25 protein-coding genes are annotated in these 24,307 nt (G+C 31.9%); 20 read left to right on the top strand and 5 right to left on the bottom strand.

What is annotated here, in order from left to right; translation table 11 throughout:
* Positions 1 to 36 precede the first annotated feature (36 nt).
* Complete coding sequence (locus QMO72_RS11330) at positions 37 to 798, bottom strand: MurR/RpiR family transcriptional regulator (protein ID WP_103266605.1); 762 nt, start codon at positions 796 to 798, stop codon at positions 37 to 39.
* A gap of 201 nt (positions 799 to 999) precedes the next feature.
* Between QMO72_RS11330 and QMO72_RS11325 the strand changes: the two genes are divergently transcribed.
* From QMO72_RS11325 to QMO72_RS11260, 14 genes are all read left to right on the top strand, one after another.
* The gene (locus QMO72_RS11325; RefSeq protein ID WP_103266607.1) at positions 1,000 to 2,085 is read left to right on the top strand and encodes a Gfo/Idh/MocA family protein; all 1,086 of its coding nucleotides are present in this window, start codon (positions 1,000 to 1,002) and stop codon (positions 2,083 to 2,085) included.
* 17 nt (positions 2,086 to 2,102) lie between these two features.
* Entirely contained in the window at positions 2,103 to 2,819 is a 717-nt protein-coding gene (locus QMO72_RS11320) for a ThuA domain-containing protein (protein WP_103266609.1), read from the top strand.
* A gap of 19 nt (positions 2,820 to 2,838) precedes the next feature.
* Positions 2,839 to 3,876, top strand: coding sequence for a Gfo/Idh/MocA family protein (locus QMO72_RS11315; protein ID WP_103266611.1), 1,038 nt, complete (start codon positions 2,839 to 2,841; stop codon positions 3,874 to 3,876).
* A gap of 27 nt (positions 3,877 to 3,903) precedes the next feature.
* Positions 3,904 to 4,872 carry a sugar phosphate isomerase/epimerase family protein gene (locus tag QMO72_RS11310; protein ID WP_103266614.1) on the top strand — a complete coding sequence of 323 codons (969 nt, stop codon included), beginning with the start codon at positions 3,904 to 3,906 and terminating at the stop codon, positions 4,870 to 4,872.
* 291 nt (positions 4,873 to 5,163) lie between these two features.
* A complete protein-coding gene (locus QMO72_RS11305) occupies positions 5,164 to 5,505 on the top strand; it encodes a YuzB family protein (protein WP_069823475.1) in 342 nt (113 codons plus the stop codon).
* Between the two features lie 543 nt (positions 5,506 to 6,048).
* Entirely contained in the window at positions 6,049 to 6,984 is a 936-nt protein-coding gene (locus QMO72_RS11300; protein WP_103266615.1) for an aldo/keto reductase, read from the top strand.
* A gap of 233 nt (positions 6,985 to 7,217) precedes the next feature.
* Positions 7,218 to 7,760 carry a flavodoxin family protein gene (locus QMO72_RS11295; RefSeq protein WP_069823477.1) on the top strand — a complete coding sequence of 181 codons (543 nt, stop codon included), beginning with the start codon at positions 7,218 to 7,220 and terminating at the stop codon, positions 7,758 to 7,760.
* A 134-nt stretch (positions 7,761 to 7,894) separates the two neighbouring features.
* A complete protein-coding gene (locus QMO72_RS11290) occupies positions 7,895 to 8,374 on the top strand; it encodes a GNAT family N-acetyltransferase (RefSeq protein WP_103266617.1) in 480 nt (159 codons plus the stop codon).
* A 35-nt stretch (positions 8,375 to 8,409) separates the two neighbouring features.
* Positions 8,410 to 9,708 (top strand): HD domain-containing protein, encoded by a 1,299-nt coding sequence (locus QMO72_RS11285; protein ID WP_046837060.1) that lies wholly within the window; start codon positions 8,410 to 8,412, stop codon positions 9,706 to 9,708.
* A gap of 182 nt (positions 9,709 to 9,890) precedes the next feature.
* Positions 9,891 to 10,403: a YwhD family protein gene (locus QMO72_RS11280; protein ID WP_069823479.1), complete on the top strand. Its 513-nt coding sequence runs from the start codon at positions 9,891 to 9,893 to the stop codon at positions 10,401 to 10,403.
* A gap of 201 nt (positions 10,404 to 10,604) precedes the next feature.
* Entirely contained in the window at positions 10,605 to 11,018 is a 414-nt protein-coding gene (locus QMO72_RS11275; RefSeq protein WP_103266619.1) for a YwiB family protein, read from the top strand.
* The gene (argS, locus tag QMO72_RS11270) at positions 11,019 to 12,686 is read left to right on the top strand and encodes an arginine--tRNA ligase (protein WP_103266621.1); all 1,668 of its coding nucleotides are present in this window, start codon (positions 11,019 to 11,021) and stop codon (positions 12,684 to 12,686) included.
* A gap of 169 nt (positions 12,687 to 12,855) precedes the next feature.
* A complete protein-coding gene (locus tag QMO72_RS11265; RefSeq protein ID WP_103266623.1) occupies positions 12,856 to 13,494 on the top strand; it encodes an endonuclease III domain-containing protein in 639 nt (212 codons plus the stop codon).
* A 58-nt stretch (positions 13,495 to 13,552) separates the two neighbouring features.
* Entirely contained in the window at positions 13,553 to 14,443 is an 891-nt protein-coding gene (locus QMO72_RS11260) for an ABC transporter substrate-binding protein (RefSeq protein WP_103266624.1), read from the top strand.
* Positions 14,444 to 14,649: 206 nt separating this feature from the next.
* Here QMO72_RS11260 and QMO72_RS11255 read toward each other — a convergent pair whose 3' ends face one another.
* The gene (locus tag QMO72_RS11255; RefSeq protein ID WP_103266625.1) at positions 14,650 to 15,072 is read right to left on the bottom strand and encodes a VOC family protein; all 423 of its coding nucleotides are present in this window, start codon (positions 15,070 to 15,072) and stop codon (positions 14,650 to 14,652) included.
* A gap of 846 nt (positions 15,073 to 15,918) precedes the next feature.
* Between QMO72_RS11255 and QMO72_RS11250 the strand changes: the two genes are divergently transcribed.
* The 6 genes from QMO72_RS11250 to QMO72_RS11225 all read left to right on the top strand — a co-directional run bounded on the left by QMO72_RS11250 (position 15,919) and on the right by QMO72_RS11225 (position 21,061).
* Entirely contained in the window at positions 15,919 to 16,869 is a 951-nt protein-coding gene (locus QMO72_RS11250) for a FecCD family ABC transporter permease (protein ID WP_103267798.1), read from the top strand.
* Between the two features lie 87 nt (positions 16,870 to 16,956).
* Positions 16,957 to 17,655, top strand: a complete 699-nt coding sequence (locus QMO72_RS11245; RefSeq protein ID WP_103267797.1) for an HAD family hydrolase — start codon at positions 16,957 to 16,959, stop codon at positions 17,653 to 17,655.
* 4 nt (positions 17,656 to 17,659) lie between these two features.
* Positions 17,660 to 18,460, top strand: coding sequence for an alpha/beta fold hydrolase (locus QMO72_RS11240; RefSeq protein ID WP_069823486.1), 801 nt, complete (start codon positions 17,660 to 17,662; stop codon positions 18,458 to 18,460).
* Between the two features lie 185 nt (positions 18,461 to 18,645).
* A complete protein-coding gene (locus QMO72_RS11235) occupies positions 18,646 to 19,152 on the top strand; it encodes an SA0570 family protein (protein ID WP_103267796.1) in 507 nt (168 codons plus the stop codon).
* Positions 19,153 to 19,353: 201 nt separating this feature from the next.
* Positions 19,354 to 20,064 (top strand): hypothetical protein, encoded by a 711-nt coding sequence (locus tag QMO72_RS11230; RefSeq protein WP_069823488.1) that lies wholly within the window; start codon positions 19,354 to 19,356, stop codon positions 20,062 to 20,064.
* Positions 20,065 to 20,260: 196 nt separating this feature from the next.
* Positions 20,261 to 21,061, top strand: a complete 801-nt coding sequence (locus QMO72_RS11225; RefSeq protein WP_103267799.1) for an alpha/beta fold hydrolase — start codon at positions 20,261 to 20,263, stop codon at positions 21,059 to 21,061.
* A 288-nt stretch (positions 21,062 to 21,349) separates the two neighbouring features.
* On the opposite strand, the gene sarA is transcribed toward QMO72_RS11225, so the two are convergent.
* From sarA to QMO72_RS11210, 3 genes are all read right to left on the bottom strand, one after another.
* Complete coding sequence (sarA, locus tag QMO72_RS11220) at positions 21,350 to 21,724, bottom strand: global transcriptional regulator SarA (RefSeq protein WP_069823490.1); 375 nt, start codon at positions 21,722 to 21,724, stop codon at positions 21,350 to 21,352.
* A gap of 359 nt (positions 21,725 to 22,083) precedes the next feature.
* Positions 22,084 to 23,016: an efflux RND transporter periplasmic adaptor subunit gene (locus QMO72_RS11215; RefSeq protein ID WP_103267683.1), complete on the bottom strand. Its 933-nt coding sequence runs from the start codon at positions 23,014 to 23,016 to the stop codon at positions 22,084 to 22,086.
* Positions 23,017 to 23,132: 116 nt separating this feature from the next.
* Positions 23,133 to 24,062 (bottom strand): DMT family transporter, encoded by a 930-nt coding sequence (locus QMO72_RS11210; RefSeq protein ID WP_103267682.1) that lies wholly within the window; start codon positions 24,060 to 24,062, stop codon positions 23,133 to 23,135.
* Positions 24,063 to 24,307 lie beyond the last annotated feature (245 nt).

The following is a 24,307-nucleotide window of genomic DNA, read 5'->3' as shown; positions in this document are numbered from 1 at the left end:
GTAAATATGTTTTTCAATATAAAACAACATAAGACTTTATGTTGAAGAAAATTTAGAAATTTTATAGTTATGGTAGGATCTTGCGATAAAGTCAAAAACAACATAATAAGGTGTAAAACTAAAATACTCAGTTTTGTTAAAAAATTGAATCGGTGCACTATTAACATATATATTGAAAGCTGCATTTTTAGCAATATAATTATCGTGTAATGTCGTGATAGACACATAACGAAATTCACGTGATTTAATTAATTGTATAGGTTCTTTTAAATTTTTAGTTTCACCTGAAAGAGAAATAATAAATAATAAATCATCGACGTTCATTTGATTGATAGCTAATTTAAATTCTGTTTCATCATTAAGCACAATAGATTTTTTAGAAATGGACAACATATGACGCTGTGCTTCACGTGCCACATTTTGTTGGGCCATGCCAGTGCCAAAGATATAGATGAATGGTGCTGCCTCTATTAATTGATTAAGTGGTTTGTAATCGAACATTTCGAGGTGTTCCACTGTTCTTTGAATATCTTCAATAATAGGATCGATACCTACTGGATGAGAAGGTGGCACATTACTTTCCATTTTCAAGTAAAATTTGAAGTCACTATATCCTTCAAACCCAAGCTTTTTAACTAACCTGTGGATTGTAGAAATTGAGGTATGTGTTTTTAAACTTAAGTCGTGAATTTTCATATTTGAAATTTGATCATTGTATTGGTGTATGACATTGATAATATGTAAATCATTTTCTGTTAAATGTTCAAAGTGTTTATTTATGAGTTGATCCAGTATCATGTGAAACGAGGCCACCTATTCATTGGAAAATTTTCCGAATTTTGAAAATACATTCTAATCTTAATATATCATTTCTAAATACGTCAAACTTATTGGTGTTTTTAACATTATATTTTACTATGAATGAAAGATATAAAAAGTTTACAAAATACTTTTTGTAAGCGTTTTCTTTAAATGGTGATTAAAAAAGGGGATGAAACTATGAAGTTAAACGTAGGGATCATTGGTTGTGGCGGTATTGCTAATGGTAAGCATTTACCAAGTTTAAAAAAAGTAACAGAAGTATCGATGGTGGCTTTTTGTGATATAGATATTAACAAAGCAAAAGATGCAGCTGAAAATTATGGTGTAGAAAATGCACGAATACATGAAGATTACAATGATTTACTACAGGATGAAGCTATTGACGTCATTCATGTATGTACGCCTAATAATACACACAAAGACATAACTGTTGCAGCATTAGACGCTGGAAAACATGTCATGTGTGAAAAACCCATGGCTAAAACATCCAAAGAAGCGAGAAGTATGATTGAAGCTGCGAAACGTAATAATAGAAAACTAACTATAGGTTATCAAAATAGATTTAGAGCTGATAGTCAATATTTGCATGAAGTGACGCAGCAAGGTGAGCTTGGGGAAATCTACTATAGTAAGGCACTTGCAATTCGTAGACGTGCTGTTCCTACATGGGGCGTATTTTTAGATGAAGAAAAACAAGGTGGTGGACCATTAATAGATATTGGAACGCATGCTTTAGATTTAACGTTATGGATGATGAATAATTATGAAGCAGAATCTGTTATGGGTTCGACTTTCCATAAATTAGGAAAAAAAGAAAATGCTGCAAATGCATGGGGACCATGGGACCCTGAACATTTTACTGTTGAAGATTCAGCATTTGGATTTATTAAGATGAAAAATGGTGCAACCATTATATTAGAGGCGAGTTGGGCGTTAAATTCCTTAGATGTAGATGAAGCGAAATGCTCCTTGTCTGGAACAGATGGTGGTGCGGATATGAAAGATGGCTTACGCATTCACGGTGAAAATTTAGGAACATTATATACTTCGAAAATTGAAGTCGATAATGCAGGAGTGGATTTCTACGATAGTGAAAAGATTGATGAAGCTGAAGAAGAAGCCCGTTCATGGATTCAAAGCATCATTCACGATACGGAACCTGTCGTTAAACCACAAGAGGCCTTTGTAGTAACACAGATATTAGAAGCTATTTATGAATCAGCGCAAACTGGAAAAGCAGTTTATCTTAATGATAATGCATAAAAGGAAGGAGAAAATATATGAATATTACAATATGGAATGAATATCGTCATGAAAGAGAAAATGTTGAAGTAAAAAAAGTTTATCCTGAAGGTATTCATCACGCGCTTGCTTCTTTTTTAAAAGAAACACATCATGTGGAAACAGCAACTTTAGATGAAATAGAACATGGGTTAACTGAACAATTACTAGAGCAAACAGATGTTTTAATTTGGTGGGGACATAAAGCACATGAAGAAGTAGATGAATCAGTTGTAGAAAGAGTAAAAGCACGCGTATTAGATGGCATGGGTCTTGTAGTTTTACATTCCGCTCATTTTTCTAAAATCTTTAAATCATTAATGGGAACAACGTGTGATTTGAAATGGCGAGAAGCAGATGAAAAAGAGCGGTTATGGGTAGTTGATCCTACACACCCTATTGTTGAAGGGTTAGATAGTTATATTGAATTAGAGCAAGAAGAGATGTATGGTGAACATTTTGACATACCTGTTCCTGATGAGACGGTGCTCATTAGCTGGTTTGAAGGTGGAGAAGTATTTCGAAGTGGTGTGACATTCAAGAGAGGGAATGGCAAAATATTTTACTTTAGACCAGGTCATGAAAGTTATCCGACATACTATAATAAACAAATACAACAAATTATTAAAAATGGCGTGAAGTGGGCGTGTAATAATCAAACGCCGAAACACCAATATGGAAATGCTCAACCATTAGAAAAAATAGATGAGAAATAGGTTGGGGAGGTTTGATACTATGGATAAGTTGAAAGTAGGCATTATTGGTTGTGGTGGCATCGCATGCCAGAGACATATACCAGCTTTTCAAAATTTGAGTCATTTAGTTGAAATTGTTGCAGTTCAAGATATCAACTCAACATTGGCGCAAAAAACTGCGCAAGATTTTCACATTGAGCACACGTTTGAACGTTATGAAATGTTATTTGAATACGTGGATGCTGTGGCTATTTGTACACCAAATAAGTTTCATGCAGAAATAAGTATTGCAGCATTAAATGCAGGCGTACATGTATTTTGTGAAAAACCTATGGCCATGAATCAGTTAGAGTGCGAACAAATGATAGAAGCATCAACACGCGCTGGAAAACTGCTTGCAATAGGATATCATTATCGTTTTACAGATGCGGCTATTACTGCCAAAAAAGCTATAGATGATAAAGTGGTTGGCGAGGCATTGGTAACGCGGGTGCAAGCGTTACGAAGAAGAAAAGTACCAGGATGGGGCGTTTTTACGAATAAATCCTTACAAGGCGGTGGCAGTTTGATAGACTATGGCTGTCATTTATTAGATTTATCAATGTGGTTGTTAGGTGATGTTGAACCAGTAGAAGTAATGGGTAAGACCTACAATAGACTCAGTAAGATACCTAACCAGATTAACGACTGGGGGGCGTTCGATAATGAATTGTTTGATGTTGATGATCATGTCACAAGTTTTATTACTTTTGAAGATCAATCTTCCATGCAGTTTGAATGTTCATGGTCGGCCAATATCAAAGAAGATACAAAACAATTGAGTATTTCTGGTGTGGATGGCGGGGTCAGTCTATATCCTTTTGAAATTTATCAGCCGCGATTCGGTGCATTTTTTACAGAACAAGCAACTGCTGAACATGATGAGGATATTGCTGCACAAAGACAAGCACTTAATTTTGTGAAAAGTTGTCTTGGGCAAGCATCCTTAGTAGTACAACCAATGCAAGCACAAAGAATAAATGTTCTAATAGATGCAATATATAAAAGTGATGAATTAGGTCATAGTATTCGCTTGTAATATGATTAAAATAAAGGGGCGTTGTATATGAAAATAGGTGTGTTTTCAGTTTTATTTCAAGATAAAAATTTTGAGGAAATGTTAGATTATGTTGCGCATGCTGGGGTTGATATGATTGAAGTTGGTACAGGTGGCAATCCAGGAAATCACTTCTGTCCATTAGAGGAATTATTATCAGATGAAAGTAAACGCAGTAAATTTTTAGAAACGATTCAACAAAGGGGATTAAGTATTAGCGCGTTGAGTTGTCACAATAACCCGATAGCACCTAATTTAGCAGATGCACAGCGTGACCATGATACGTTATTTAGAACGATTAAATTAGCTTCTTTACTGAAGGTTCCAGTAGTTAATACATTTTCTGGAGTAGCAGGATCAGATGAAACAGCTAAACTGCCGAATTGGCCAGTCACACCATGGCCTACAGCTTATTCTGATATTTTAGAATGGCAATGGGAAGAAAAGTTAATACCGTATTGGAAAAAAGCAGCAGATTATGCTAAAGCACACAACGTGAAGATTGGTATTGAGCTTCATGCGGGTTTTTTAGTACATACACCTTATACTTTGTTGAAATTGAGACAAGCAACGAATGATGCTATTGGTGCTAACTTGGATCCGAGTCACTTATGGTGGCAAGGTATTGATCCGGTGGCTGCTATAAAAATATTAGGACGTGAAAATGCCATTCATCATTTTCATGCCAAAGACACATATATTGATCAAGAAAATGTGAATATGTATGGTTTAACAGACATGCAACCCTATGGTAATGTACAGACTCGAGCTTGGACATTCCGCACGGTAGGTTACGGTCATAGTCCACAAGTGTGGGGGGAAATGATTAGTGCACTTAGAATTAATGGTTATGATTATGTAGTGAGTATAGAACATGAAGATCCTATCATGTCGATAGAAGAAGGATTTAATAAAGCTGTGAGTAATTTAAAAGCAGTGAATATAGAACAGGCTTCACCAGAACTATGGTGGACATAAAATAATAATATGATTTAAGCAAATTATAGTATGAGCAATGCGCATGCTATAGTTTGCTTTTTAAATTTATTAATATACGACATGTGAACTTTGATAGGTGTATGATTATACGACATGCTTAATTTAAAACTTGAAATTTTTATTGAAAAGAGTAAAATAAGTAGAGTTGAAATTGCTAAGTATAAGGCTCACAATACATTAAATATATCGATATATATCTATACTATTAAAACAGAAACTTAACGTTGTGCAACTTAAATTAGTATTCTATTTAGAAAGGTGGAGACGTAGTTGCAAAATAAATTTTTGATTTGTGATGATTGTCAGGGCGTTAATTGTAAATCGTTGGAAAAAAAATTAACAAAGCTAGATCCTGAAGCAGAAATTGAAATTGGTTGTCAGTCTTATTGTGGCCCTGGTAGACGAAAAACATTTGCGTTTGTGAACAATCGGCCGCTAGCTGCACTGACAGAAGAAGAACTTATGGATAAAGTAGTCAAGCAACTACAGAAACCAAGAGATCCAGAAGAAGAAGAACGTTTAAGACAACGCAATGAAGAACGCAAGCGTCGTAAAGAAGAGCAAGATAAAAAGCTCAAAGAGAAGTTAGCACGCCGAAAAAATACGAACTAAATACAAAAAGAGGCGCTTGTATAAGTAGCTTATTTAAGATAAAAGTACACTGCTGTTTAAAAACAGAGGTGTATTTTTTAAATGCACAATTATTTAAATGAGATGATTTGATACTATAGACAATTCATCGTCCAATGTTTATGGGAGTTATCACATTGTTATAAACTGAGTGTTATAGAAAGCTTTGCAATAAGAGCAGTGAGCGAGTACTATATTAGATTCTTTATAGACTTATTGCATTGATAAATGGATAAAAGCAATTTAACAATGTGATTTTTTATAAAATTACCATAAATAATTAAAAAAAGCCGTTTTATAGGCAATATATTTATCATATTAGTAAAATAATGCTAAATTTTATATAGATTATTTGTTTAGTGAGAAATTATAATGTTCTTATATAAAAATATTATGATAAAGGACTATTAAAATGGTTCGAATGGGGTAAACATAAAAGTGAAGTTTGCTTAAAAGAGTGATTCAAGCGCTATATGTTTAATCGAGATAATTTTAAATCAACAATTTTTACAGGGAGCTGAGATAATGACTAAAAAAGTACAACTAGGAAAATCAGATGTATATGTATCACCAATTGCGCTAGGTACAAATGCAGTAGGTGGACATAATTTATATAATGATTTAGATGAAGAACAAGGTAAAGAAACTGTTCGTACGGCGGTTAGAAATGGTATTACATTATTGGATACTGCTTTTATATATGGTCCAGAGCGTTCTGAAGAATTAGTAGGAGAAACAGTGAAAGAATTTTCAAGAGATGAATATGCTATTGCTACAAAAGGTGCACACTATTTTGATGAAGACGGCAATGTACATTTATCAAATGATCCTGAGTTTTTAAAAGAACAAGTTGAGCAAAGTCTAAAACGTCTTCAACTAGATTATATTGATTTGTATTATATACATTTCCCTGATGAATCTACACCTAAAAATGAAGCAGTGGCGGCACTTAAGGCACTTAAAGATGAAGGCAAGATTAAAGCGATTGGTGTTTCGAATTTTAATTTAGACCAATTAAAAGAAGCGAATAAAGATGGTTATGTAGACGTGGTACAAATGGAATATAACTTATTGAATCGTGAAAATGAACATATTTTTAAATATGCTGAAGAAAATCAAATTACATTTATTCCATATTTCCCATTAGTATCAGGAATTTTAGCTGGTAAATATACAGAGCATAGTACATTTAATGATTTGCGAGCTGAAAACCCTGAGTTCCAAGGTGAAAAATTTAAAGAAAATCTAGAAAAAGTAGAACAACTTAGAGATATTGCAGATAATCATAAAGTAGATGTGGCACATATTGTATTGGCATTTTATTTAACTAGACCTTCTTTAGATGTAGTAATTCCTGGGGCTAAACGTCCTGATCAAGTTGTTGATAATTTAACAACACTGGATGTTAAGTTAACAGATGAAGAAATAGAGAAAATCGAACAAATATTTCCAGTAAAATAGTCGCAAGAAGTAGATGAACCCAAGTGCGTTTGTCTACTTTTTATATATTATATACAAATGTATATCGATATTCGTAATAAATAATTTAAATTGTGAATGTATTTTTAATCTACTATTTAATAATCTTCTCTTTTAGTGTAGGATTATTAATTAAGTTAAGTAGAGTGATAAAAATATAATTTTTTGAATTTTGGATAGGTATATCATTAAAAAGGTAGTAGAAGGAGATTAATATGATCACAGTTTTATTTGGGGGCAGTCGACCAGATGGGAATACTGCTCATTTAACTAAGATGGCCATAGAAGGATACGACTACGAATGGATAGATTTAACAGAATATCAATTGAATCCGGTTAGAGATGTAAGGCATGATAATACGCTTATAGAAGCTTATGAAGATGACTATAAAATGATTATTGATAAAGTGTTAGCAAGTGATACTGTCATTATCGCTTCTCCAATTTATTGGTATAGTTTATCTGCCTCTATGAAGGCATTCATTGATCATTGGTCTGAAACATTAATGGATCCTAAATATAAAGATTTCAAAGCACAAATGTCTAAAAAAGATTTCAGATTGATTATTGTTGGTGGCGATTGTCCTAAAGTAAAAGCAAAACCCTGTATTACACAGGTTAAATATAGTTTGGAGTTTTTAGGGGCAAGTTTATCTGGCTATATTATTGGAACTGCTGAAAAACCAGGTGACATTGAAAAAGACATTTATGCACTGAAAAGAGCAGAAGAATGGCAACAAACATTAAGTAATAAATAAATATATGGATGGAAGTTTGAGCGATGATTTTTATTGCTCAAACTTTTTTTATCTAATCAGATAAAGTATTTTGAATACTAGAATTATGATATAATATAGCTATTATTACCTATCGTAAATAAGGGGAGAGCATCATGCATAAAGTTAGAAAAGCAACGCCAGAAGATGTTGTTGGCATCAGAGATGTAGCAACGAAAGCTTGGTATAACACATATTTAAACATCTATGCAGCTAAGACAGTAAATGAATTGTTAGCTGCTTCATATAATGAGCAACATCTGTTGAAACGATTAGAAGATCAATTGTTTTTAGTTGTTGAAGAAGATGATGAAATCATAGGATTTGCCAACTTTATAAATGGGACTGAGTTATATTTGTCTGCGCATTACGTTAGACCCTCATGGAAACATAATGGTTATGGCTCAAACCTATTAAGTGAAGGATTGAGTTACTTTAAAAATGAATATGACGATATTTATTTAGAAGTCGATAATAAAAACGACGATGCTGTATCATTCTATGAACAAAAAGGTTTCGAAAAAGTGCGTTCATATACGCATATAATGTATGGTGAAGCTATGGACTTAGCATTGATGCGTAAATCGTTAAAATGATATGCCAAGTATAGTGGTGAACTAGGAGGACTAAATTGACATTTACAAGTTATGCTACACAGAAGTTACCTGAAGAAAAAGTATTTAAAGATCCAATTCATAGATATATTCATGTTAAAGACCAAGTCATTTGGGATTTAATCAAGACAAAGGAATTTCAACGGTTAAGACGCATTAAACAATTGGGTACTTTATATTTATCGTTTCATACAGCAGAGCATAGTCGATTTGGCCATTCTCTAGGAGTATATGAAATTGTGCGTAGATTGATTGATGACTCCTTTGATGGGAGAGAAGCTTGGAATAATGAAGATAGACCATTAGCGCTATGTGCCGCACTCTTACATGATTTAGGACATGGGCCTTTTTCACATAGTTTTGAAAAGATATTTAATACTGACCATGAGGCATTTACACAAGCTATCATTACTGGAGAGACAGAAGTAAACGAGGTGCTGCGTCGTGTTTCTGATGATTTTCCGGAACAAGTAGCAGAAGTTATTAATAAAACACACGATAATAAGTTAGTCATTTCTATGATCTCGTCACAAATTGATGCAGACAGAATGGATTATTTGCAACGAGATGCTTATTTTACAGGCGTCTCTTACGGTCAATTTGATATGGAACGTATTTTAAGATTAATGCGTCCTTCTAAAGATGAAGTGCTAATTAAAGAAAGTGGTATGCATGCGGTAGAGAACTTTATTATGAGTCGCTATCAAATGTATTGGCAAATCTATTTCCATCCTGTAAGCAGGGGTGGGGAGGTGCTACTCAATAGTTGCTTGAAACGCGCTAAACAACTATACGATGAAGGTTATATATTTAAAATGCAACCTAACGACTTTATCCCGTTCTTTGAAGGAACAATGACAATTGAACAATACGTTGATTTGGATGAAGTTGTTGTATTATATTACTTAAAAGCATGGGTTAATGAAGAAGATGAAATATTAAGCGATTTAGCACGTCGTTTTATCAACCGTGATTTATTTAAACACATGCCATTTGATGGTTCTATCATAACAATCACTGAATTGAATGACTTATTCATACAAGCAGGGATAGATCCTAATTATTACTTTGTAAGTGAATCATTTACTGATTTACCTTATGATTATGATCGTCCAGGTTCAAACAGACAGCCAATCCATTTATTGAGACGCAATGGCAAGATTAGAGAAATTAGTAGCCAATCACTTGTGATTTCTAGTATTACAGGAATAAATAGAGAAGATTATAAACTGTATTATCCGAAAGAACTTATTACTGAAATAGAAGATGATCATGTGCGTAATGCGATCATTAGTATATTAAACGAATTAAATTAATAACAATTGCGAAACACAGTCCTGCGGATAATCTAGTGATTTGAGTTTTATAGTATAAAAGTTGTAAAATACAATTAACTGTATGACGAATAAATCATAGTTTTAAAGTGACAACTTAAAGTGTATTTATGAGTATAGTTGACGTAAGCTAAAGAGTTTGAAATTACAGGAGGTGCTTTCTAGTGGCTGAAAATAAAGGATTTAAGTTTAATATAGTAAAAAATGATCCGCTAGATGGACATAAAGGTACGAATATTGGTTCAATTAGTTTAGATAATGTAGCTCCCGTATTTATTGATGTTGAGAATAAGGAAGCTTTTATAGATATTGGTGGAATGCATGCGCGTGCTAGCGTTGAAAAAGGCGTGAAATGGATCAAAGAAAAAGACGTAGTAGAAGGTGAAGGCGCAAAAGCATACTGGCTTTGTTGGGTTACTACTGAAAGAGGAGAAAATGGTCCTTACTATGCTGGGGTAACGGGATGCTATTTATTGGTAAATAAAAGTATTCGTAGAGGGTATAAAAGTATGCCTGAACACGTAAATATGATGGATAAATCGATGAAACATCAAATAGACATTGACCATATAGGTGAAGCCAACAAGGAAGTTTTAAGAGATTTCTTGAAAACACATGATATAAATATGTGGAACAATTCGGACGAAGCATTGCACAAAGTATTGGAAAGTAAATAAGTATCACTGAAGAAACCAAGTGCTAAACAATAAGTAGTTTGGTTTCTTTTTATTTTATAGTAGCCATGCGCACAGACTAGAATGAAAAGAAAGCTGTAAACATTAAAGCCATGGTGTTAAAATTATTTTAGCAACTGTAATGCACATTTCAAGTATGCTATAATGATGTGTATTATTTTAAAGATTAGGGTGAAACGTACATTGGAAAACAATGTTGAAATCCATACAAAACAAGTGGTAAAACAAAAAGATCATAAAGAAAAATTTTCATTAAATACACAAGGGTCTTGGCAAAAACGTAAAGCAGAGTTTATACGTTATCAGGAACAAATCGAAGCAGCAACTGTAAATGTTACAGTTAAAATCGAAGCGACCGGCGTGAAAATTATTCGCAATGGAGAAATAAAAATGAATCTTCATTTTGTAGAAGGTGAAGATACCATTACTTTATATGAAATTAGTGGTGGTCGTATACCATTAACCGTACGTACACATTCCATTTTGCACTTTGTAACAGGTGATGGCGGAAAATTAAAAGTACATTATGATTTAATTCAAGATGAAGAGAAGATGGGTTCTTATCAATATGAAATAACTTATAAGGAGACACCGTAAATGAATATAATTGACCAGGTGAAACAGACATTAATCGAAGAAATTTATAAAAGTATTCAGCAGGCACAACTTGTGGATGTAAGTGAAGTGCCAGAAATAAAAATAGAAATTCCAAAGGATAATAAAAACGGAGACTATTCAACAAATATTGCAATGGTCTTAACTAAAATAGCAAAACGTAATCCTCGTGAAATTGCTCAAGCAATTGTAGATAACTTGGATACATCTAAAGCAAAAGTAGAAAAAATAGATATTGCTGGTCCTGGATTTATTAATTTTTATTTAGATAATACGTATTTAACAGCTATTATATCTGAAGCAATTGAAAAAGATGAAAAATTTGGACATGTAGAAGAAGCTAATGGTCAAAATGTCTTATTAGAATATGTGTCAGCAAATCCAACAGGTGATTTACATATTGGCCATGCACGTAATGCAGCTGTAGGTGATACGTTAGCGAACATTTTAGAAGCGGCAGGTTATCATGTAACAAGAGAGTATTATATTAATGATGCAGGTAATCAAATTACTAAATTAGCACGTTCTATTGAGGCACGTTATTTTGAAGCACTAGGCGAGACGGCTTATAAAATGCCAGAAGATGGTTATCATGGTAAAGACATTATTAATATTGGTAAAGATTTAGCTACTAAACAACCTGAATTAAAAGACCTTTCTGAAGACGAACGCATAAAAACGTTTAGACAACTTGGCGTTGATTATGAAATGGGCAAATTAAGAACAGATTTGTCTGATTTTAATACACATTATGATAATTGGTTTAGCGAAACTTCATTATACGAAAAAGGTGAAATTCAAGTAGTTTTAGATAAAATGGCTGAACTTGGTTACACATATGAACAAGATGGTGCGACATGGTTACGTACTACAGATTTTAACGATGACAAAGATAGAGTGCTAATTAAAAAAGATGGTAATTACACTTACTTCTTACCAGACATTGCTTATCATTTTGACAAGATACAACGTGGTAATGACATTTTGATTAACTTATTTGGTGCAGATCATCATGGTTATATAAATCGTTTGAAAGCTTCAATGGAAACATTTGGTGTTGATAGTGATCGTCTTGAAATACAAATCATGCAAATGGTGCGTTTAATGAAAGATGGCGAAGAAGTTAAGATGAGTAAACGTACAGGGAACGCGATTACTTTACGTGAAATCATGGACGAAGTGGGCGTAGATGCAGCACGTTATTTCTTAACTATGCGCAGTCCAGATACGCACTTTGATTTTGATATGGAACTTGCTAAGCAAGAATCTCAAGACAATCCAGTGTACTATGCACAATATGGGCATGCGCGTATTTGTTCTATTTTAAATCAAGCAAAAGAAAGAGGGATTACACCTTCAACTGATGCAGATTATGCGCTTATTACCAATGATAAAGCCATTGATTTATTAAAAAAAGTTGCGGAATTTGAAAAGACAATCGAAAGCGCAGCAGAGCATAGAGCGCCACACAGAATTACAAATTATATTCAAGATTTGGCTGCACATTTCCACAGATTCTATAATGCTGAAAAAGTATTAACAGATGATGTTGAGAAGACAAAAGCGTTAATTGCTTTAATTGATGCAGTTAAAATTACTTTACGCAATGCATTACATTTAGTAGGTGTCAATGCACCAGAAGCTATGTAAATAATAAAGCAGTTTAAATTGAATGTTTAATAGAGCTCGTGATAGATTTGTAACACTGTTGGATGCAAACCCCAAACCGTGTTAACCAATCATTGCAGCTCTTTTTTTCTTTTATACTATAATAATTAGAATGCTATTTATTTTAAGTGAATAGGAGTTGAGTTAAATTATGCTAGATACCTACACCTTATATCGCAAGTTATATGAGCACATGGGACCCCAAGGTTGGTGGCCAGCAGAATCTAAAATAGAAATTATTTTGGGAGCGATATTGGTACAGAACACAAACTGGAGAAACGCGGATTACGCCATTCAAACATTAAAAAAGAAGACGCAATTACAAGCGCAAAACATTTTAACGTTAGAAGTAGAAGAACTTCAAACATTGATAAAATCTAGTGGCTTTTATAAAAATAAAGCCCAAACCATCCGCTCACTATTACGCTGGTTGCAGCAATTTAATTTTGACTATCAAGCAATAGCCGAAAAATATAAAAATGATTTAAGAGCAACTTTATTAACCATTAAAGGTATTGGGAGTGAAACGGCTGATGTACTTATCGTATATATATTTGGTGGTGTAACCTTTATTCCCGATAGCTATACACGTAGAATTTATAAAAAACTCGGTTATAAGCATACTGAGAACTACGAAAAATTAAAAAAACATATTATGTTACCGGAAAATTTTACAAATGAAGATGCGAATGAATTTCATGCATTATTAGATAACTTTGGGAAAAATTATTTTAATGGTAAAGATAAAAAGAAATACACATTTTTAGATTATTATTTTGAAATAACATAGTAGATAAGCACTGAGAATTTGATATGATAGATGTAAAAGACAATGAGGAGACAATAACATGAAAAAAATATACAAAATACTCTATCTTTCTACCATTTTAGTGTTATTGTTAGCGGCTTGTGGGACAGGGCAAGATCAAGCTAACCATAAAACTGAAAAGTCGGATACCCCTTCTTATCATAGAATCATATCATTGATGCCTAGTAATACAGAAATACTGTATGAATTAGGTTTAGGAAATAAAGTGGTTGGAGTATCAACTGTGGATGACTATCCAAAAGAGGTAAAAGACAAAAAACAATTTGACGCGATGAAATTAAATAAAGAAACTTTGTTGAAGACAAAACCAGATTTAATATTAGCACATGAGTCACAAAAAGCGACAAGTGGTGAAGTATTAAAGGCATTGAAAAAAAGTGGTGTAAAAGTAGTTTACGTAAAAGATGCGCAATCTATTAATGAAATGTATGACACATTCAATCAAATTGGTACAATAACAGGTAAAGAAAAAGCTGCGAAAGCGCTTGTAAAAGAAACAAAAAATAATATAGAAAAAGTAAAAGCATCAATTCCTAAAAATAGTAAATCCCAGAAAGTATTTATGGAAATTTCCTCACAGCCAGAAATATATACTGCTGGCAAACATACTTTTTTTGATGATATGTTAAAGCAACTGAAAACCCAAAATACCTTTTCTAATTTAGAAGGATGGCAAAAAGTGAGTAAGGAAGCAATTATTAAGAAAAATCCAGATATCATGATATCTACTATGGGAATATCTAAAGAAGATTATAAAAAAGAGTTATCTCAACGTGGTGGATTTAAAGATATAAACGCTGTGAAGCAATCTAACATAGAAGCGGTAAATGGTGACGAAATTTCTAGACCAGGCCCACGTATAGACGATGGTTTAAAAGCTCTGAGAGATGCTATTTATAAAAATAATTAACATGAATGGCAACTTCATTTTTTTAGTTCAATCTGGTATTTAAACTGCAAGTGAAAAATATTTCGTAACATACCTTAATACTTCAACGTAGTTCTTTTAAAAATCAAATAAAGGTATATAAAATGAATAGCCAACCCAAATAAAATGGGTTGGCTATTCTATTTCAAAGGATAGGGTGGTTTGTATTTAGAAATCATAATGCAGATTTATTCTTTAATTTCTAAATCGGGGTTCCATACTACTTCCCATAGATGACCGTCTGGGTCTTGAAAATACCCTGAATAACCACCCCAAAAAGCTTTGTGAGGTTCAGTTATGATAGTAGCGCCAGCGTTTCTTGCTTCTTCAATGACCTGATCTACTTCCTCTTTATGTTGAACATTATGCCCTAGTGTAAATTCTGTTGGACTAGCGGCGCCTTGGCTTAATTGAGCATCATGAGCAATGTTTTTACGTTCAAATACTGAAAACATTAGTCCTGAATTTAATGTAAAAAAGGCGACAGCGCCATGTTCAAATTCTTGACCTATAATACCTTCTGTAGGTAATCCCAAACCATCTTTATAAAATGATACTGCGCCTTCTAAATCATCTACGCCTATAGTGATAACTGTTATTCTTGGTTTCATAATAAGGTCTCCTTAATTTTGAAATGACTTTTATAATCAGTAATTTTAATAATGGTAATTATTCACTACAAATATTCATTATATTTATTATATAAAAAGAATGAGTAAAGTTTTGGTTGTATTGATACTATCATAAAAATAACTCCAAATTAAAATATATCACTAAATATTACAATAGTTACGTTGTTAAAAGGATATTCATCATGAAGAACTTCATACTAGGTGCATATATAATAGCTTTCACATTTTAGGTATTTTTACCAATTACCTATCATTTACAATAATTGATTATATTGGATTTGGGGTAATGCTTATCACACTGAATAGTCTATCAATCGGGCAGTATAAATGAGCAATCGTCGTAATGTTAAACATTGTTTCGATGATAAGATCCATCATATTTTCTTTATATCTATTGAATTTTAATGAACAGGCAGTAAGTTAATTCAAGCCAGAAACGCCTGTTAAATTAATTGTTATTTATACAATTATCATTTACTTTATTAGCATATTAATCGCTAAGCTACTTACATATGTAAACACAGAATAACAAATGATTAGAGCATAAGTTGATTGTTTGTTATTTATTTTATGATCTAGTTATAGCAATAAAAGAATAAAGTTAACTCCATAATTTAAGGGATTTCATTTTGTCTTTTTGATAACATTGGGTTAGTAATTAATTGTGTGCTTTTCCACTTTTTAGGTGCTAGGTTCCTTGAGTATTTAAAAAGCACATACCATCTTAGTAGATATTGTTGTCCATAATTTAAAATACTATAGTTTTAATTTTGAACAGATGGTATTGTAATAATTGAAAGATACTACTGAAAGCGTGGCAAAAAAATGAGGTACTATAAGACATTAATCATTTGGATAAGTGTACTTATTATAAGTATATTATTAAGTTTATTATGGGGTATTGGTGACTTAAATGGTTTATTATCAAAAACCATCCTCTTTCAGGTCAGAATTCCAAGAACGTTAGAAGCGTTATTAGCTGGTGTAGGTTTAACGCTTGCTGGGCATATGTTTCAGACATTGTTAAATAATCCATTGGCAGATAGTTTTACTTTAGGATTAGCAAGCGGTTCTACATTTGGCTCAGGTTTAGCAGTAGTACTTGGTTTATCATTTTTTTGGTTACCGCTGTTTTCTGTTATATTCAGTATTACTACGCTTATTTTAGTTATTGCTTTAACTACAGCAATGTCGAGAGGTTATCCAGTACGTACATTAATACTATCAGGGATAATGATAGGCGCATTATTTAATGCATTGTTATATGTACTCATAATATTTAATCAAAATAAGTTGAATAATATCGTGAATTATATGTTTGGTGGATTCTCTTCTGCAGAATATAATGAAGTTATTTATATCGGCGTTGTGTTAGTTATAGGTGGGTTGATTTTATTCGGTATGATTTCAAAAATCAAATTATTACAACTTGGACATTTACGTGCCAAATCATTAGGGTTAAATGTTCAAAGTGTTACTTATGGGGTTTTGCTTATTGCATCTATCTTAACTGCTGTTATTGTCGCATATGTAGGCGTTATTGGCTTTGTAGGTATGGTAATACCACAACTTGTAAAAAGGCACAGCCAAAATTATGATTTGGGACAACAAATGATACTTAATATGATAATTGGTGGTACAATTATGGTGCTTTCAGATTGGTTAGGAAGTATTATCTTAGATCCATTCCAAGTGCCAGCAAGTATTATACTGGCTTTATTGGGTATTCCTGTTTTATTTTATATAATGATTTCACAACCCCGTATATATGAATAACACAACTCATTTAAAAGCCATCATGGAATATAAATTGTAGTATTTATAAAAAAGAAAATAAACGTTTGAAATAAAGAGGTTATGAATATGGACTTAACTCAAGTAAAAGCAGTTGTATTCGATTTAGAAGGTACACTATTAGATCGTAAAAAATCTAGAGATAAATTTATAGAAGAACAATATGAAAGATTTCATGATTATTTAGTGCGTATTCAACTTGCAGATTTTAGGAAAAAATTTATAGAATTAGATGATGATGAGGATCATGATAAACCAGAATTATATAAAGCAATCATAAAAGATTTCCATGTTGATCGATTAACATGGAAGGACTTGTTCAATGATTTTGAAATGCATTTTTATCGTTATGTGTTTCCTTATTATGATACTTTATATACACTTGAAAAGTTATCGACATATGGATATTTGACTGGGGTAATTGCGAATGGTAAATCAAAAATTAAGCAATATCGCTTACATGCTTTAGGGGTTGAAGATGCTATTAACTATCTTACTACGTCTGAAACAGTTGGATTTCGTAAACCGCATCCAAAGATTTTTGAGGATATGTTATCTCAATTGGGTACCAAGCCCGAAGAAACGATGTATGTTGGCGATGACGCGCTCAATGATGTGGCCCCAGCGAGAGCAATGGGGATGATTAGTGTGTGGTTTAAAGAAGATGATGATGTTGAAGTAGAACCTTTACCAGAAGAGGTGGATTTTACTATTACAACGATGGAAGAACTATTATCGATATTACCAATTGCGAAGAAAGGAAGCTGACAGTATGGAATTATTTACCACAAATGATGGCATAACATTAAACTATAGAACGAGTGGTGAAGGCAATGCCATTGTTATGATTCACACTGCGTTTGATAATTTAACTGTTTTTAATGAGATTGAAAAGAAATTTAATACAAATCATCAAGTTGTACTTATTGATTTGAGAGGGCACGGTTATTCTGATAAACCAAATAATATACATTTTAAAACATATGCAGAAGATGTTAAAGCTTTATTAGATTATTTGTATATTGAAAAATGTGCATTTATAGGTCATGAGATGGGCGCTTCTATAGCAGTTTCAATTGCAGCAGAATTTCCAACACTTGCTACATCCTTAACATTAGTTAATCCAACAATGTTAAATGACATGAATCCAGCTGAAAGATTATATCGTAAATATGCTAACAAAATAAGGAATTGGGATGAAGAGAACCAACAAAAATTTCTTGATAATCATTTATATTATTCAAAACGAAAGGTTAAGAAATTTTTGAAGCAGTTAGATAACACAAATGGCATCGCGACAAAAAATGAATTATCGGCTGTAAAACAGTCATTTAATGATAATAATATTTCTTATTATTTAGGGAAAGTCAATTTACCAACATTAATTATTGTTGGTCAACATGGAGAGCGGACTAGTGTTGTTGAAGCTAAAGAGTTTGGTGATTATATTGGCAATGTTAAATTTGAAGTTTTTAAAGAATCAGGTCTTTATCCGTTTGTAGAAGAAAAATCTAGATTTATTGAACTTAGTAAAGATTTTATTAAGGAACATGAAACGACGGTAACAAATTAATTGAATAAGGTAATATGAATAGACATTAAGACAATAATAGTAAATATACCTCTTTAAATTGCTTTCTTATTACAGTGACGAAAGTTTTGTAATATTTCTGTAACCTCACTGTTAATTAAGTAATATTTATAGTACAATATGAATAAGGAAAAAGTAACGCATAATTAATAGAAGGAGAGAGTGCTATGAAAAAATTAGTAGCAGCAGTTTTAGTCACAGGTTTGGCATTTTCTGGAGTTAATGCAGGAAGTGCTTCAGCAGCTTCAGGTAACTCTATCCAAAGTGTTGATCAACTTCAACAAGGTGACACAACTTTAGAAGGCGCTAAATTAGGATCATCCATTCAAAGTGTATTGAAAAATAATAGCAAACCTATTTATTCACATAGACCTGATGGTAAAGAGCATTACTATGAGTTTAAACAAGATGATGGCGTGCTAGTCGTAACTACGGACGGTAAGAAGAACGAAGGTAAGATTACACGTGTTTCTATGAGCTATAATGATACAGATGGCCCATCTTACAATGAGGTAACTGAGCATGTAAGCCACAATGCTATTACACGTGAACATTATAATAATGTGACAGGTAATTTTGGTTATATTCAAGATGATGATGTGTCATATCAATTTAGTTCAGCATCACCAAGTGATAAAGATATTAAACTATATCGCATAGATATTAGTAAATAAACATCACTGGAAACACATAAAGTGAATAACATAACCGGCAAGTGTGAATTTAATACTTGTCGGTTATTTTATTTTCAAATTATGAAAAAGTATGAGATTATAAATTAAATTGCAGTAAACAAATACAACATTTATCAATAAAAAGGTAAATATTATTATTTACTGGATAAATTTTTAATAATATTTTTTAAGGAGCCTACCATGAGAGTTAATGACAAAGTATTAGTAGAAAATATTAATGATTACTTCACTCATAAAGGTCTTTCACCGAATTTAATAGATGATATTAAGGAAAAATTGAAAAAAGATTTTCATAAATCGGAAGCTCAAGACAAGGATTATATTGAGTATAGAAGTAAGTCGCCAGCAGAAATTATTTTGACCATACAACGCAATTTATTTACATTGCAGCTCAACCCTATTGTATTTTTTATTGTGAATTTTATATTATTGTCCTATTTATATGATAAACATTATGTATCATTTCAAGCTGCTTCAGGATTATCAATATTCTATTGTTTGGTGATTTTACCAATTTCAATATTTATTTACTTGCGGATTGATTGGAAAAACTATTTGTACAGTAATAAATTTGAGAGGATTATTGGTTTGATTGTGGCAGGTGCTGCGTTTGTGCTCGTTATTGTTCATGCATTTGATTTGAATTTAGGTATCGTAGCAGTAACCATATACGCACATCAATTTGTATTTTTTGTAGGAATTATATTTAGTATTTCAGGGATTTATTTTAGAAGGTTAGAATTTACTGGCATTGGATTATTATTATGTCAAAAAACAATAGATGCTATGATAAAGAATTCAAGCATTGCCCAAATCGGATCCATAGTTATATGGGTATTATTACTCATTGTGATTATTTACTATACGATACGTATATCATCAAGAAATTAAAGTAAGCGTGAATATATATATGAAAAAGCATCCATCAATAAGATAACGATTGTTTCGGTTATCTTGTTGGTGGATGCTTTTTATGTAGGATAACATAAAGGGATTTGTAGTAAATCAAATATAGAAGAATAATGAATTGTAGCGTAATAAACTTAAAATAAGGGTATATTACTTTTGTAAAGGGAGGTGACCCATGATGAAAAAAATTGAAACGAGTTTCGGCAACAAGATTGCATACATCCGCGAGGGTCAAGGTATTCCTATTATATTAATTCACGGGCTTGACGGAAACATGGCTTCTTTATATGACTTAAAAAATAAATTAAAAACCAATTTTGAAGTTATTATTTATGACGTAAGAGGTCATGGTAAATCATCAAAACCCAATTCTTTTCATTTGCAAGATCATGTCTCAGATTTGAAGATATTGATGGATAAATTGAGCATTGAACCAGCACATTTAATTGGATACGATATGGGAGGGGTAATTGCAAAGCACTTTACTGATCTATATGAAACAAGCGTAAGATCACTCACACTCATTGCTTCTAACTTAGATAATAGTGTGCATGGATTAAATAAGTTGATGATTGAACATCAAGATGAAATTGAAGGCTTTGATAAATCTGAAGCGCTCATTATTTTATTTCCTTATTTGTACAAAAAACAAGATATTGCTAAAAAGTGGTTTCAAAACCAATTGATATATAGTCGCCAGTCGTCTGAAGATAGTGCTATTGCAACAAGAGCTTTGATGAATTTTCCGGAGTATGATAAAGATAATGTAATTCAGCATGTGAACGTTCCTACTTTAGTTGTCTATGGTCACTATGATCCGTTATGCTCTAAAGAAAGTTTTCAACAATATTATGATGCATTTACCTCATTAAAAATATTTGAATTTAATCATTCAGGCCATGCACCACATGTAGAAGAAACTGAGCATTTTATGGAGGTTTATCTTGAATTTGTAAATGCTTTGGAATATCAAAATTAAAACTAATAATTAAATAAAAATAACTTTGGAATTCAAGGAAAAAATAATAGTTTGATTATGAACAGGAGCAATTACTATCATTTAGTAATTGCTCCTGTTTGCATAAATATTACTTTTTGAGTATTATAAAATATGTTGAAAATTAGCGTTTGAATTAAATTAAGCTTTATAAAATATTGAGGCGAAATGTTATTTATTATTATATTGGAATTAAGGCACAATAAAAACCCACCAACTATTGTAAGTGGTGGGTAGTTTGTATGCATGGGTTAGTACCTTTAAGCCTTTTTAAACTTCTTTATCGTCATTAGCATCTTTAATGCGTTGATTAACACGTGACAATAACTCATTGATTTTTTTACGTTGTTTAGTATTAACTAAAATTAAAACAGTTCTTTCATCGTGTTCGTTACGTTTCTTATCGAAGTAATCTTCTTGTGACAAGTTTTTAACAGCTTTAACCACTTGGGGTTGTTTGTAGTTTAAATGGTTAATGATATCTTTTAAATAATATTCTTCATTTTCGTGTTCGCTAATATATGTTAATACTGCGAATTCCTCGAAACTTACAGAAAATTCCTTTTTAATAATACCTTTTAATTTGTCAGCATATGTGACCATAGCTAATAATTCAAAGCAATCATTGATTTTTGTGATAGCCATCTTAATTCCTCCCTATTTCAATTCCCAATTTAGTATACATATTAAAAATATTTTTGTATAATTATTTGTCTTAATTCAAAGTTGAATACAAAGATTCTTCATAATTTATGACTCAATTATATTTGAATAAAATTTATTAAAGCCTCTTTTATTTAGTTTATTATAACTAAATAAAAATAGAAAGTAAACAAAAAAGTGTTTAAGCGTTACAATAATGATTTCTGTATTTAATACAATTATTTACAGACCAATCAAAGAAAATAATTTTATTCTACTACATTTCAATTCCTTGTCATTAGATAAAAATCAAACAAGAATATTAAAAAAATTAAAGCGCTTACTAATTATGATGTGCACATCTAATTTTTAGAGCGCATGATATCAGCATTTTTAACAACTACATCTCCGGGTTTTAATCCGTCAACGATTGTTACATGTTCTTTATTACCCATATTTTTAGTTTTAATAACCCGTTTAATAAATTTATTATTTTTTCGTATAAAAACAAATTGTCCGTGATATATTGTGGATTTTGGTAATTCAATCATATGATTTGGAACTTCAATTTTGACATGCTTCCCAATCGGGAGATTGTTTTGGGAAATAATTTCTACTAAATAGCGAGAATATTTAAGGTTTTTTTGAAAATTAATCGGTAATTTTGCAATATAGCATATTTCACCAGAAAAAGTCTTTTGTGTTGAATGGCGTATCGTCACTTTATCTTTTAAATGTAATGATTCGATTATTGATTCAGGAACTGCTGCTTTTATGAGCATTTTGGAATTATAAATATGAAGGATGATATCTTCATTTTGAGAAGGGGAATGATTATTCATATAGATGGTACCTGTTTCGGGAGCGTATACTTTTGTACGAAGTTGGTTTTGTAATTGCTCAATATCTGCTTGCAACTTTAGCATTTCTTGTTTAAGGAAGTTTAAGTGGGAACCTTTATTTTGTTTTAAATAGAATAGTTGTTTTTGTTTAGAGGTTATTTGCTGTTCAATCGATGGGTTATAATATTCAAAAAGAACTTGGTTTTTTTTAATTTTATCATTGGATTTTACAAACCAATCATTAATATAGCCTTTGTTTTTGTCATATACAATGGAAGTAATTTTCGCGGGCACTTTTTTGCCAACGAACATGAAAGGCTTGTTATACGTTATTTTAATTGTTTCAATAGAAGGATTTGTGGAGGAAAGTTGTGTTTTAAAATAGATACTGCAGAAAATGATTATAGTTGTAATTATTGTTATGATCACACATATCATAATCACTTTTTTCATGGATGTCACCTCTAGTAATAATGGTGATTATATTATACATCCAAATCATATTTGTGAGGATAAAAAAAGCGAGTCATTTACTATATATTGAAAGTAAATGACTCGCTGCTACAATTTTAAAATAATCTTAATAAAATAATACCAATCATAATTGCTATAATGCCACTAACTTTTCGAAGGGTAACTTTATTGACATGAGTGCCAAGTAAACCAAAGTGATCAATAATGATGCCCATCAGCATTTGACCTAGCATAACGATAATTGTAGTGAGCGCTGCGCCCAGGTGAGGCATCAAAATAATATTCGTAGTGACAAAAATAACGCCTAAGATGCCACCAATAAAATAAAGGGGCTTAATTTTACCTGGTTTCGTATCATACGAACTCAGCTTAAGGCTACGGTTAAAGATGAGTGTTAAGACAAATAATGCTATTGTACCCACAGTAAATGATATCAGAGCTGCCATTACTGAAGAGTGTATTTGTTGTCCTAATGCACTATTTGTAGCCGTTTGGATTGGTGGACAAAACCCAAAAATAAAACCAACTATAATCCAAATATAGATTTTCGAATGTGTCTGTGTAGCTCTTTTATTACTGCGAACATAGTTCATTAAGACAATTCCTATGATTAAAAAGAGAATACCGAACACTTTAAATAATGTAAAAGTTTCTTGTTCTGCACCAAACCAACCCAATGTGTCTATTGTGACGCCCATGATGATTTGCCCTGCTACTGTCATTACGACAGTTAAAGAAGCGCCTAAACGAGGTAACAGCACTAAATTGCCAGTGAGAAAAATAACCCCTAGTAGACCACCTAAAAACCATATATAACTAAAAGATTGATTATCATAAAAATGCGGTGAGAAAACATGAGGATTGATAATAATGTTAAGTAAAATTAAAAAAATTGTACCTGTTGCAAATGATATTGTGGATGCGTAGAAGGAAGATCGTGTATAAAGACTTAATCTAGAATTAATAGAAGTCTGAAAAGGAACGACCATACCTGCAATAATGCCTACTATATATAAGAGAAACATTAAATCACTCTTTCTGAAAAGTTTGTCTATATCATTATATAGTAAAGTATAAAATAATCATATGTATTAATTTGAGGAAAAAGGTTTTGTAGTTGTAATAAATAATGATGTACACAATACACAAAGTGTAATAAGATATATAAGGTGAATCTTTTCGGAAATAAAAAGGTTAACTATTATAATGAATATTGAATATACACAACTTAGAAAAATAAATATTATTAAATAATAAGAATGTTATTAAG

It is taken from the genome of Staphylococcus casei (assembly GCF_030294405.1).
In the GTDB taxonomy this organism is placed as follows: Bacteria; Bacillota; Bacilli; order Staphylococcales; family Staphylococcaceae; genus Staphylococcus; species Staphylococcus succinus.
This window is presented reverse-complemented; position numbering and strand designations above follow the sequence as displayed.